General features: G+C 66.0%; 12 protein-coding genes, 2 pseudogenes and 1 riboswitch. Of the genes and pseudogenes, 6 read left to right on the top strand and 8 right to left on the bottom strand.

Translation table 11 applies throughout. The features are described from left to right. Positions 1-143: 143 nt before the first annotated feature. Positions 144-671, top strand: a complete 528-nt coding sequence (locus CXY77_RS16175; RefSeq protein WP_134505331.1) for a hypothetical protein — start codon at positions 144-146, stop codon at positions 669-671. 33 nt (positions 672-704) lie between these two features. Here CXY77_RS16175 and CXY77_RS16180 read toward each other — a convergent pair. The 4 genes and pseudogenes from CXY77_RS16180 to CXY77_RS16195 all read right to left on the bottom strand — a co-directional run bounded on the left by CXY77_RS16180 (position 705) and on the right by CXY77_RS16195 (position 5,045). Further along, positions 705-1,579: pseudogene (locus tag CXY77_RS16180) on the bottom strand (FAD-dependent oxidoreductase). 43 nt (positions 1,580-1,622) lie between these two features. Continuing rightward, positions 1,623-2,327: a phosphatase PAP2 family protein gene (locus CXY77_RS16185; RefSeq protein WP_092340516.1), complete on the bottom strand. Its 705-nt coding sequence runs from the start codon at positions 2,325-2,327 to the stop codon at positions 1,623-1,625. Between the two features lie 187 nt (positions 2,328-2,514). Then, entirely contained in the window at positions 2,515-3,792 is a 1,278-nt protein-coding gene (locus CXY77_RS16190) for a multidrug effflux MFS transporter (RefSeq protein ID WP_233197459.1), read from the bottom strand. Then, on the bottom strand, positions 3,789-5,045 hold the full coding sequence (locus CXY77_RS16195) for an ROK family transcriptional regulator (protein WP_104130533.1): 1,257 nt from the start codon (positions 5,043-5,045) through the stop codon (positions 3,789-3,791). The genes CXY77_RS16190 and CXY77_RS16195 overlap by 4 nt, the downstream gene beginning before the upstream one ends. Positions 5,046-5,190: 145 nt before the next feature. Between CXY77_RS16195 and CXY77_RS16200 the strand changes: the two genes are divergently transcribed. The 5 genes and pseudogenes from CXY77_RS16200 to CXY77_RS16225 all read left to right on the top strand — a co-directional run bounded on the left by CXY77_RS16200 (position 5,191) and on the right by CXY77_RS16225 (position 10,297). Continuing rightward, positions 5,191-6,195: an aldo/keto reductase family protein gene (locus CXY77_RS16200; protein ID WP_104130491.1), complete on the top strand. Its 1,005-nt coding sequence runs from the start codon at positions 5,191-5,193 to the stop codon at positions 6,193-6,195. A 36-nt stretch (positions 6,196-6,231) separates the two neighbouring features. After that, entirely contained in the window at positions 6,232-7,077 is an 846-nt protein-coding gene (locus tag CXY77_RS16205; protein WP_104130492.1) for an NAD(P)-dependent oxidoreductase, read from the top strand. A gap of 664 nt (positions 7,078-7,741) precedes the next feature. Beyond that, complete coding sequence (gene xylA / locus CXY77_RS16215; RefSeq protein WP_104130493.1) at positions 7,742-8,941, top strand: xylose isomerase; 1,200 nt, start codon at positions 7,742-7,744, stop codon at positions 8,939-8,941. Positions 8,942-9,060: 119 nt separating this feature from the next. Continuing rightward, positions 9,061-9,246: pseudogene (locus CXY77_RS16220) on the top strand (sugar phosphate isomerase/epimerase); the annotation flags it as partial. A 169-nt stretch (positions 9,247-9,415) separates the two neighbouring features. After that, positions 9,416-10,297 carry a thioredoxin domain-containing protein gene (locus CXY77_RS16225; RefSeq protein WP_233197460.1) on the top strand — a complete coding sequence of 294 codons (882 nt, stop codon included), beginning with the start codon at positions 9,416-9,418 and terminating at the stop codon, positions 10,295-10,297. 109 nt (positions 10,298-10,406) lie between these two features. Here CXY77_RS16225 and CXY77_RS16230 read toward each other — a convergent pair whose 3' ends face one another. From CXY77_RS16230 to CXY77_RS16245, 4 genes are all read right to left on the bottom strand, one after another. Further along, positions 10,407-10,787: a CrcB family protein gene (locus CXY77_RS16230; protein WP_104130494.1), complete on the bottom strand. Its 381-nt coding sequence runs from the start codon at positions 10,785-10,787 to the stop codon at positions 10,407-10,409. Continuing rightward, positions 10,784-11,221: a CrcB family protein gene (locus CXY77_RS16235; protein ID WP_104130495.1), complete on the bottom strand. Its 438-nt coding sequence runs from the start codon at positions 11,219-11,221 to the stop codon at positions 10,784-10,786. The genes CXY77_RS16230 and CXY77_RS16235 overlap by 4 nt, the downstream gene beginning before the upstream one ends. A 41-nt stretch (positions 11,222-11,262) precedes the next feature. Next, a riboswitch (Fluoride riboswitch) is annotated at positions 11,263-11,332 on the bottom strand. A gap of 9 nt (positions 11,333-11,341) precedes the next feature. Further along, positions 11,342-11,842, bottom strand: coding sequence for a universal stress protein (locus CXY77_RS16240; RefSeq protein ID WP_092340363.1), 501 nt, complete (start codon positions 11,840-11,842; stop codon positions 11,342-11,344). Between the two features lie 72 nt (positions 11,843-11,914). Beyond that, positions 11,915-12,289, bottom strand: coding sequence for a helix-turn-helix transcriptional regulator (locus tag CXY77_RS16245; protein ID WP_233197461.1), 375 nt, complete (start codon positions 12,287-12,289; stop codon positions 11,915-11,917). Between the last annotated feature and the right edge of the window lie 92 nt (positions 12,290-12,381).

A 12,381-nucleotide genomic window follows, 5' to 3' on the forward strand; every position in this document is an offset into this window, starting at 1 on the left:
ATTCGTCGTCATATAATTTACTCGTTTCAGACCGCTTCGTCTACCCCCTCGGGGTAGGAGAGGAATACCGCTCGAAGTGCGGGATACTGAACCTGAAGGGTGAGACGAAACACATGGTGCGCGAGGGGAACGAGCCGGACGGAATGCAGATTTTGCGACCCCGGCGAAAGCTGGTGGCGCGGTCTATCATCGCTGCGCTGTCATTCATCGTGCCCCTGCTGATCGTGCTGTATTGGCTCGCCATTCCCCGCGACACTTGGATGTTTGTCGCCGCCGTTCAGCTCGGCCTGACCGTTCTCGGAGCGGTCGCCGTGTTCGGAGCCCGCAACATGTGCGTCACCGTGACGGGTGCGCGCTTGGAGAGCCGAGACCTGTTGGGCCGACTGACCACGATTGGAACGGCTGATATTGCCACCGTCGTGCTCGTCGATCTGTACCAGAACGGGACGGTCGACACGCTCCCGCACCTGTACCTGCTGGACGCCGCCGGCGACGTGCTGCTCCGCCTCCGGGGTCAGTTCTGGCCCCGATCGGGCTTCGAGAACATGATCGATACGCTCGGGGTGACCGTCGTGCGCCCGCCCGACCCGCTCACCGCGGCCGAGCTTGGGCGACTCCGCCCGCAGCTGGTGCATCGCTGTACGCGGCACGCTGCTCGCCTGGGCCTCTAGAGCCTCCGCCGGTAAGTGCGGCTGGCCCCGGTTTTAGTGCCCCCGGCCAGACACGACGTCGGCTACCCGCGCGAGCGGCGACGTCGTGCGTCGCCCGGCGAGCTCGGCTCGATCCGCCAGCGAATAGGCCCGGTAGAGTGCGGTGACGGCGAGCCAGCGCAACGGTTCCGGCTCCCACGCGCGCACCCGGTGGTTCACCCATGGCAGGTGCACGAGGTTGCTGTCGCGGCCGAGAATCAGATCCCCGTCAGTGTGCGCCCGGCCAGGTTCGTGGTGGCGACTCCGGTACCCACATAGCCGCCGGCCCAGGCCAGTCCGGTCTGCGGGTCGAGACCGACGGTGGCCGCCCAGTCTCGTGGTACGCCAAGCACGCCGGACCAGGCGTGGTCGATGCGAGCGCTTTTCGTCGCCGGAAAAAAGCTCACCAGAATGTCGCGGAGGGCGTCGACGGTGGCCTGCGGGGTCTGGCCGTCGGCATCCGTTTTCGAACCGAAGCGGTACGGCACGCCGCGCCCGCCGATGGCGATGCGGTCGTCGCTGGTGCGCTGTGCGTACATGTAGGCGTGGACCATGTCGCCCAGGGTTTCCTGGCCCGACCAGCCACTACTCGCCCACGCGGATGCCGCGAGCGGCTCGGTCGCGATCAGCGACGAATTCATGGGGAGCCAGGTTCGGTGCAGTCCTCTGAGGCCGGCGGTGAACCCCTCGGTGGCACGCACGACGATGCGCAGCTGCGGTGCCGCTTTCTTGAGGTAGTACGCCGTCCACAGCCCGGTGTAGCCGGCACCGACTATGACGACATCGGCCCGGGTCGACCCGGCCAGGGGCGCGCGCGGCACTGGCCGACCGAGCTGGTTCCACCAGAATGAGACATCGCCGTTGCGCGCGGCGTGCCGCACGTCGGTCATGATCCCGCCCGACGCTGGCGCCGAGCGGGGAGCGGCACATCCGTCATGCTGGGGTCCCCTTCTGGCGTGCGCGCTCAAGTCTTCGCCGGGCGGCAAGTTCTCGTTCACCGTCGAGCTTGGCCGCAACCGGAGCCCACAGTACGACAGCGACCCCGGCGCCGAGCAGCAGGCCACCGATGGTGTCGGTGAGCCAGTGCGCGCCGAGGTAGGTGCGGCTGAGCAGCATCACGATCGTGTACGCGGCTCCGGCGAGCGCCACCCACAGGCGGGGAAAAATGATGGCGAGGCAGACGGCCATGGTCGCCGCATTCGAGACGTGTCCGGACGGAAACGAGCCGAAATCCGAGGTGACCAGCATATTTTCGGGTCGAGCTCGTCCGAACAATTGCTTCAGGAGTTGCACCCCGCCCGCACTCAGCACGGTCGCCACGAGGTAGTACCCGGCGGCCCAGGGCCGATTGATGAGCACAATCGCGAGGGTGATGGCCAGCGGAACGATGAGCACGCCGAACAGTCCGCCGCCGAGCGCGTTCATAAACAGCGACGGAATTTCCCAGATCGCCGAGCGGTGCTCGATGATCTCGTCCATCCACTCGGTGTCGACCTCGAGGGCGACGCCGTTCGCGCGCACGACCACGACGAGGCCGAGCAGGGCCGCCAGGGCCACGGCGGAGAGCCCGCTAATGACGGGCCAACGGCGGGAGATGCGGCGGGCCGCTCGGTCTGCGGCGCGCTCCGGGTTAGTCATCCCGCCATCGTAGGGCTGCCCGCTGTATTCGGCCACGCACCGGGCCGAGCCCGCGGCCATCCGCTCAGTATTCTGCCTGTGCTCGGGCCGCGCACATTGCGGACGGGGCCCAGGCCCCGTCCCTGGGCCCAGTTTATAGACTGGGCCCGGGGCTACAAGGTGGGCCCGGGCGCCGAGCGGCCGCGGCCTAGCGGCCGAGCGCTGGCACGGTGCGCGGGCGCACGATCAGCCAGAGCGAGAGGAGCGAAACCACCGCGGTGACGCCCATAACGGATGCCATCGGTATCGCCGTTCCCACTCCGAGCACTCCCACAATCGGCGAGATCAGACCAGCCACCCCGAAGTTGGCCGCACCGAGCAGTGATGCCGCGGTGCCGGCCTCATGTCCGTGCGCGTTCAAAGCGATGACCTGCACGCTCGGCAGCGTGAAGCCGCAGGCCGCAATGAAGAACCAGAGCGGAACCAGGGTTCCCCACAGTCCCATGCCGGCCAGGTCGAGCAGCACAATGGCAGCGGCGGTGAGCAGCAGCACGACCGTGGAGACCGAGAGAATCCACTGGGGTCCAATATTGAACCGGTGCATCAGGCGCGAGCTCAGCTGCACGCCGGTGACCACACCGAGGGAGTTGACGGCGAACAGTAGACCGTATTCCTGCGGGCTGAACTGGTAGACATCCTGAAACAGAAACGGCGACGCCGACAGGTAGGAGAACAGCCCGGTGAACGTCATCGCCCCGATGATGGCGACACCCACGAAGGTGCGGTCGCTCAGCACGGCCTTGTAGCGCTGGGCCAGGGTGTTGTGGCCCTTGGCGTGGCGCTCGTTTTCGGGCAGGGTCTCCACGATCCAGAAGGCGACGGCCAGAATCACGATGACACCGTAGGCGGCGAGCACCCAGAAGATGCCGCGCCAGTTCATCACGAGCAGCAGCTGCGACCCGATCACCGGCGCCAGCACGGGCGCGAGCCCGCTGACCAGGGCGAGGCGGGAGAGCATGCGCACGAGCGGCTTGCCGCCGAACAGGTCGCGCACCATGGCCATCGCGACGACCGCGCCGGCCGCGGCGCCGAAGCCCTGCAGCACCCTAAATACAGCGAGCATGACGATCTCGTTCGACAGCGCAGCGCCGACACAGGCCAGAATATGCACACCGGTCGCGAGCATCAGCGGCAGCCGGCGCCCGACCTTGTCGCTCCACGGCCCCACCACCAGCTGCCCGAATCCGAAACCGATCATGGTGCCGGTCAGCGTCAGCTGAATGACCGACGGCAGCACCCCGAATTCGCTCTCCAAAGTCGGAAAGGCCGGCAGGTAGAGGTCGATCGTGAACGGGCCGAGGGCCGTGAGGGCGCCGAGAATGAGAATGTAGACGATTCGCTGACGCCTGGTCAGTTTGTCCCCGGGGTGCGCGGCTTTGGAAGCGAGTTGCGCGGCGCTAACCACGGGAATGCTGGCAGTAATCACGAAAGCGGATGTCCTTGGCTGGTTGAGAAAGTTGGTGCGGCAGTGTCGGCCGCTCTAAAGCCAAGCAGGGGTAGACCCGTAGTATTCCCTCGATCCTGCTGCGGGTCCACCAGCAGTGCCTCGAAAGCGAGTTCGGCCGCCCCGATCATGAGCAGGTTGGAGCCAAGCACAGCTGGCGCGATGCTGACCTCCGCGAATGCGGCGGGAAGAGTCAAGGCGGCGACGGCAACGTTCAAACGCTCCGGGTCAACCGCGTGGAGCGCGGCGAGAAAACCGCCGAGCACGATGAGCTGCGGGTTGAGCATGTTGACGGCGCTGGCCAGGGCGATGGCCAGGAAATCGAGCTGTCGATTCACCAGGTTGCGCACGATGAGCGAGTCGGAGGCGAGCAGCGCGCGTTCGAGGGTGTCGGCATCCGTTTCGCCGGCCTGCAGGCCGAGCGCGGCGAGCAACGCGTGGCGGGTGACCTCGGCTTCGAGGGTGCCCGCGATGCCAGCCGAATCGGTGTCGATGCCGTCGCTCACCCGAGTGTGGCCGAACTCCCCCGCATACCCGGCCTGGCCACCAGCGGCGACGCCCCCGATCACGAGGCCGCCTCCGATGCCGCTCGACCCGCCGTTGAGATAGACGAGGTCGGTCAGGCCTTGACCGGAACCGAAATAGCGTTCGGCCGTGACACCAAGGCTCGCGTCGTTGGCCGCGACGACCGGAAGGCCCGTCGCAGCGGCAAGCAGGTCGCACAACGGCTCGTCGACCCAACCGAGATGCGGAGCGTGACGCACCAGACCGTCACTCGCACGCACGAGACCGGGCACCGCCACTCCTATTCCGATTATGGAATATTCGCCGAGGTCGCGCTTCAGCTTCGCCACAATGCCCGCGGTGATCGTGACGGCCTCAGCGATTGACGGCGACGACGGCGTGGCATAGCGGATGAGCCGGTGGACGACGCCGCTGAGGGCGACGGCTCCCACGGTGATCGCGTCGATTTCAGGATTCACCGCAATGGCCACGATTCGGTCGCTTGCCGCCACGATCGGGCTCGGTCGCCCGGCGAGCTTCGTGGGGTCGGGAGTGCGTTCCTCGACCAGGCCGCGCTCGACCAGCTCCGCGACCAGCGCGCCGATCGTCGACCGGTTCAAGCCGGTCAGTCGGGTGAGCTGGGCGCGCGACGCTGCGCCGCCGCGATGCACGAGGCGCAGGATGATCGACAGGTTGTGCCTGCGCACATCGTCATGGTTATTGCCCTGCATGGCGTCCACTGCTCTCGGCTTCCGGCTCGCTTTTTTCGGTCAGAAGTCAGGTTACTGCGCCGGATGAGCTCGACGGGTGATACGTTGCCAATGTCAACAAATCATCAAGGGTGCTGACAGACTTGCGGCGCCAGACAGGGACGTCATGGAGTTTCGATACCTCGGCAACAGCGGATTGAAAGTTTCAGAAATAACCTACGGCAACTGGCTCACCCACGGGTCTCAGATTGAGAACGACACCGCGACGGCCTGCGTGCGCGCGGCCCTCGACGCCGGAATCAGCTCGTTCGACACCGCAGACGTCTACGCCAACACCGTCGCCGAACAGGTATTGGGCGACGCCCTACGCGGCGAACGCCGACAGTCCCTCGAAATCTTCACCAAGGTCTTCGGCCCGACCGGCCCCAAGGGACACAACGACACCGGCCTCTCCCGCAAGCACATCCTCGAGTCGATCGACGGCTCGCTCAGCCGACTGCAAACGGATTACGTCGACCTCTATCAGGCCCACCGGTACGACGTGGAGACCCCGCTCGAGGAGACGATGCAGGCCTTCGCCGACGTCGTGCGCCAGGGCAAGGCCCTCTATATCGGGGTAAGCGAGTGGAACGCGACGCAGCTACGCGCCGGCCACGCCCTCGCCACCGACCTCGGCATTCAGCTCATCTCCAACCAGCCGCAGTACTCGATGCTGTGGCGCGTGATTGAATCCGCAGTGGTTCCGGCCGCCGAGGAGCTCGGCGTCTCTCAGATCGTCTGGTCCCCCGTGGCTCAGGGCGTGCTCACCGGCAAGTACCTGCCTGGTCAGGCACCACTGAACGGCAGCCGAGCAACGGATGCTCAGGGCGGCGCCAACATGATCAAGCGTTGGATGAGCGAGCCGGTGCTCACCGGTGTGCAGAAATTGCGCCCGATCGCTGACGAGCTCGGCCTCACCATGGCGCAGCTCGCGCTCGCCTGGGTGCTGGCCCATAAGAACGTCGCATCCGCAATCATGGGGGCGTCCCGGCCCGAGCAGGTCGCCGACAACGCGAAGGCCGCCGGTGTGCACCTCGACGCAGACGTGCTCACGAGAATCGACACCGCCGTGCGCGACCTGGCCGAATTCGACCCGCGCAAGACCACCTCGCCGGAGCAGCGCGAGGCGTAAGCCAGCGGCATCCGCTTTTAGAATCAAGGAGTATTCATGAGAATCGCCGTCACCGGTGGCAGTGGCAAGCTCGGGCGCAGCGTTGTTGCGCGCCTGACGAACGAGGGCCACGTCGTCACCAACCTCGACCGCACGGGTTCTCGCGGTTCGGGATTTACTACGATCGACCTTACTGATTATGGCCAGGTCATCGACGTGATGTTCGGCATCGACGACCGCACGGACGGATTCGACGCCGTCGTGCATCTGGGGGCAATCCCGGCTCCTGGCCTTCTGCCCGATGTGGCCACCTTCCACAACAACATGCTCGCGACCTTTAACGTCTTCCAGGCCGCCCGCCGGGCCGGAATCAAGGCGATCGTCTATGCCTCGAGTGAGACGACCCTCGGTCTGCCATTCGATATCGACCCGCCCTACATTCCCGTCGACGAGGAGTACCCGGCCCGGCCGGAGAGCACGTATTCACTCGTGAAACACCTCGAGGAGCAGATGGCTATCCAGCTCGTGCGCTGGGATCCGCTGTTGAGTATCACGGCGCTGCGCTTCTCCAACGTGATGGACGAGGACGACTACGCGGCCTTCCCCGCATTCAACGACGACGCCACCCTGCGCAAGTGGAATCTGTGGGGCTACATCGACGGTCGCGACGGCGCCCAAGCCGTGCTGCGGGCGCTCGAACGAGCCCAGCCGGGTTTCGAGACGTTCATCATCGCGGCCGCCGACACGGTGATGAGCCGGTCGAGCGCGAGCCTGGCCGCCGAGGTCTTTCCGAGCGTCAGAGTCGTCAAGGCGGTCGGAGAACACGAGACCCTGTTATCGATCGACAAGGCGAAGCGGATGCTCGGCTTCGCCCCCGAGCACAGCTGGCGCGATCACGTGTAATGCGCCACTATCGGTACTCAACGTGGGCGCTCGACAAATGCGTTCCGAAACTTGCCCGCCGGATCGAGCCGATCAACAAGGGCTCGAAAATCGCCGAGCCGGGGGAAGCTGGTCGCAAGCGTCTTGGCATCCGTCTGAGAGTTTGCCCCAATGCGGCCGCACCGCGAAGGGGGCCAGCGCCGCTTCGAGGGCCGGCAGCAGCAGCGCGATCCGGGCGCATCGTTTCGATCGCTGCGACGGCATGCTCGCGCGGCACGTGGTGTTCGCTTTGCAACTTTTCGCCGTTGCTCGGAGTGAAGGCCATCCGAAAGTGCGCCAGTCGCTCGGACCAGGGTCCGGCCACGCCGAGCTGCTCGGTGCGAGGCCCCAGCCACGAGTTCGTGTACTTCATCGATCGATGTCGGATGCACGATCGGAGCCCCGTAGCGGTAGTTCCGAGCCCAATTGCGTTCATTCGCCTGCTTCATGCCGGCCGCTTCACGAGATTTGATGTTCGGGACAACTTACCGGACCAGTAGGTTCACCTGGGCTTGGTGGCACTCGAATTCTGGAGCTACCCGGATGCGGCGGATTCGCTAGTCCGGCTATTGACGACTGCACCCACTCTCGGTATATGTTTGAGTAATCAACAAATCATCGATGCAGCTGAATTGGACGTCCTGACATGACACCGAGCGACCTGACCCCCACCCGTGACGACAAGTTCTCCTTCGGGCTCTGGACCGTCGGCTACAACGGCAGTGACCCGTTTGGTGGTCCTACTCGCCCCAAGCTCGACGTCGTCGATGCCGTGACCAATCTGGCCGAGCGTGGCGCCTACGGCCTCACCTTTCACGACGACGATCTGTTCGACTTCGGTTCAACGGATGCCGCCCGCCAGCAGCAGATCGACCGCCTCAAGCAGGCGCTCTCCGACACCGGGCTCATCGTGCCGATGGTCACCACAAACCTATTCAGCGCCCCGGTTTTCAAGGACGGCGGATTCACCTCGAACGACCGAGCCGTACGCCGGTTCGCGCTCCGCAAGGTGCTGCGCAACATCGACCTCGCTGCCGAGCTGGGCGCGAAGACGTTCGTCATGTGGGGCGGCCGCGAGGGCGCCGAGTATGACGCGGCCAAGGACATCCGTTCGGCGCTCGAGCGTTACCGCGAGGCCGTGAACCTACTCGGGGACTATGTCACCGACAAGGGCTACGACATCCGCTTTGCCATTGAGCCCAAGCCCAACGAACCCCGTGGCGATATTCTGCTGCCGACCGTCGGCCACGCAATGGCGTTCATCGAAACGCTCGAGCGGCCCGACATGGTCGGCGTGAACCCCGAGGTCGGGCACGAGCAGATGGCCGGGCTCAACTTCGCCGCCGGCATCGCGCAGGCGCTGTACCAGGGCAAGCTGTTCCACATCGACCTCAACGGTCAGCGCGGCATCAAGTATGACCAGGACCTGGTCTTCGGCCACGGCGACCTGCAGAACGCCTTCGCTCTGGTAGACCTCCTCGAAAACGGCGGCCCGAACGGAGGCCAGACCTACACCGGGCCGCGCCATTTCGACTACAAGCCGAGCCGCACCGAAGACGTCGCCGGAGTGTGGACCAGCGCTGCGGCCAACATGCGCACCTACCTGCTGCTCAAGCAGCGGGCTGCGGCATTCCGCGCCGACCCCGAGGTGCAAACGGCCCTCGCCGCGTCGAAGGTACCTGACCTGTCGAACAACACCCTCGCCCCGGGCGAAAGCTACGACGATCTGCTGGCGGACCGCGCCTCCTACGAGGACTTCGACGCCGACGCCTACTTCGGCGGCAAGGGCTTCGGCTTCGTGCACCTGCAGCAGCTGGCCCTCGAGCACCTGCTCGGCGCTCGCTAGCTCCACCATTCCGCACCTACGTGGCAAATTCCAAAGAACCGAATGCGACCGCCCCGCTCTTCATCGCAAAATCGGGGCCCGGGTCTTTTCTGAACTAGCCACCGTATACCGGGGCATAACTGCCTTGGGAAGACAGCTTTCGCATGCTCAACACGATCGGCTACGACGGCCCGCTCTCGGTGGAATGGGAGGATGCCGGACTGGACCGCCTGGTCGGCGCTCCCGAAGCGCTCGCCTTAGTGCGATCGCTCGCCTTTGACGCACCGACCGATGCCTTCGATGCGGCGTTCACTACGCGCCGATGACCGCTCGCGTGCGCCGGGCATCCGTTTGTTACTGCCCCCCATTCGGGCCGTCAGGGCCGGCTCCCAGCCGCCTTTCAGCCAGCATGAACCTGGCCGTTAGACGGGAGCGCTAACGTCGTAGGCACGGCTGCTTCGGCAGCACAGCGACGAACGAATGGTGAACACCCGCATGAGCACTTCCGGCCAGGCCCGTCCGCCCAAGAAAGACCGCCGCGAGGAGGCCCGCGAACACGCCAGGCTGATGCGCGCCGAGCAGGTCAAGCGGGACAAGCGCCGTCGCCTCTTTCTGCGCGGCGGCATCGGCATCGGCTTGCTCGCCGTGGTCGCCATCGTGACCCTTGTCATCGTGAACAACGTCACCGCGCCGGCGGCGCAGGGCCCGGCCAACATGGCCAGCGACGGAATTCTGCTCGGCAGCGACGGAACCACGGTCTCCGCGGCCACCTCGACCCCCCTCGCCGCCGACGCCGAACCGGTTGCGACCGACCAGAGCGCCCTGACCGACACGGCGAACATCGTGATGTACGTCGACTACCTCTGCCCCATCTGCGGCAACTTCGAGACCACCAACAGTGAGCAGATCACCAGTTGGGTCACCGCGGGCAACGCCACGGTCGAGATCCACCCGATCTCGATTCTTGACCGTCTGTCGTCGGGCACCAAGTACGCCACGCGTGCCGCCAATGCCGCCGCCTGTGTGGCCGACTACGACCCCAACAACTTTCTGGCCTTCAACTCGGCCATGTTCGCCGACCAGCCCGCCGAGAACTCCACCGGCCTCACGGATGCCGAACTGACCACCCTCGTTGAAGGCGCCGGGGTGACCTCCACCGACGTCGCCAGCTGCATCAAGGATCAGACCTACGCCGACTGGGTCGACGCCTCAACCCAGCGCGCGCTCAACGGCCCCATCCCCAACTCGGACATCGAGAAGGTCAAGGGAACGCCCACCGTGCTCGTGAACGGTGTCAGCTACACCGGTTCCTTCACCGATGCCGCCGCCTTCGAGGCCTTCGTGACCGCGCAGACGACCGCCGCGGCAGGCGAGTAGCCCGCCCGCTTCCACTCTGCACGGGGCCCGGGCCCCGTCCACGGGCCCAGTTTATAAACTTGGCCCGTGGACGGAACATGGGCCCGATGCCGCGGCTGGGCTTTAGCCCTTAGCCGAGAGCGAGCCCGGCCCAGAGCCCGAGCGCGGCCGCCAGAACAGATGCCGCGAGCATACCGACTCCATTCACCAGTACGGCCAGATACCGGTGCGCCTGGGCCAGCCGCACGGTCTCGAAACTGGCCGTGCTGAATGTCGTGTAGCCGCCGAGCAGGCCGACGCCGAGCACCAGGCTCCACTCCAGCGTGAGCAGGAGGTTCATGGCGAGGCCGGTGACGAGGCCGAGCAGAAGCGAGCCGCTCACGTTGATGATCGTGGTTCCATACGGAAACGCGCCGCCCAGACGGGTGCGCACGAAGCCGTCCAGAAACAGGCGTGCGGACGCGCCCACGCCGCCGGCCGCAGCGATGCCTAAGAACAGGAGCGGGGTCATCCGTTTTCCCCCCGAGAGGATTCGCCGCGCCGGTGCAGTGCCGCGCCCAGCACGATTCCGAGCCAGGTCGCGAGGCCGCCGAGCAGAACCGTGCCGAGCGCATAGGCGATCGCCAGTCCGCTGGCGCCGCCGTGAAGGAGCAGAGCGCTGTCGGTGGCGAGGGCGCTGTAGGTCGTGAATCCGCCGAGCAAGCCGGTACCGAGCAGCAGGCGCGCGGTGCGGCGGCGGCCGGCATCGTGGCCGAGGCGCACGAGCGCTTCGAGCAGCAGCCCGAGCAGCAGGGCTCCGAACAGGTTGATGCCGAGGGTGGTCAGCGGCAGGTGGACGCCGGCCAGATCGATGGGCGGCAGCACCAGACCGAGCACCTCGCGCAGGGCGGTGCCCACGGTTCCGCCGAGAAAGACGAGGCCGAGGTAGCGCCAGTTCAGGTGCACGGCTCGTGGCGTGATCGTGGCGATGGTTCACCTACCTGTTGCACTCAGTAGGAACCATCAGCGCAGGCAGTTTGAGCGGATGCTCGGGCGGGATCCATCGCCGTGGCCAGAATACACGCCCTAATCGGTGGACTCCCACGGCAGTTCGTCGCGAAAGGCCACCGGTGCCAGGGGAATGACCACGACGGGTCGGTGCTGCCGGTGCGCGAGGTGCACGGCCACGGAGCCGCCGAAGAATTCCTGCACGCTGGCTCGCACACCCCGCTCGCGGGTGCCGACCACGATCATTGCGGCGTCCAGCGTGTCAGCGAGGTGGGCCAGGGCGCGGGCCGGGTCGCCCGCGACAGCCCTGGTCGACCAGGTCAGGCTGCGGCCGTCGAGCAGCGTCGTCAGGTGGGCTCGCAGGGCAACCGGAAAGCCCTCGTCGTCCAGATCGAGCAGGTCGGGGTCGATCGGCAGCGACAGGATGCTGCCGTCGGCGAACTCATCGACCACATAGCGGCCGGGCTCGACCGTCGCGCAGACCAGCTCGGCGTGAAACCGGTCCGCGAAGGCGGCGGCCTCGAGCACGACCGCGTCGGGCTGGCCGGGTGTGACTCCAACAATCACGTAGGTGCTCACGACCGGCTCCTTTCAAGGGCTTCCGGTACCAGCTTGGCCGCGTTGCCGCCATAGGGATAGTGGCGCCGGGCGTCAGACGGCCGCGAGCACTCCGGCGACGGAGTTCAGCGAGCCGGGTACCAGGCTGTAGTACGACCAGGTGCCGCGTTTGGCGCGGGCCAGGAAGCCAGCCTCAACGAGTACCTTGAGGTGGTGCGAGATGGTGGGCTGGCTCAGGGTCAGCTGGTCGGTCAGGTCGCAGACGCAGGCTTCCTGGTCGGTGTGGGCCGAGACGATCGAGATAATGCGCAGCCGGGCCGGGTCGGCGAGGGCTTTGAGCGAGCGGGCCAGGGCGTCGGCGTGGTCGGGGGCGAGGGTCGCGCGCGCCTGGGGTGAGGAGCAGGCATCCGCTTCGTCGGTTGAACGGCGAGAAATGTCGGTCAGTGGCAGGGTCTGGGTAAACGACACGTGAACACACTCTCCTTAGATTGACATCGGTCGATGAAGTGTTCTAGCGTAGACATCGACAACGATCAATGTTACCGCGAATCGCTGTCCAA

The organism is Cryobacterium sp. N21 (assembly GCF_002929575.1).
In the GTDB taxonomy this organism is placed as follows: domain Bacteria; phylum Actinomycetota; class Actinomycetes; order Actinomycetales; family Microbacteriaceae; genus Cryobacterium; species Cryobacterium flavum.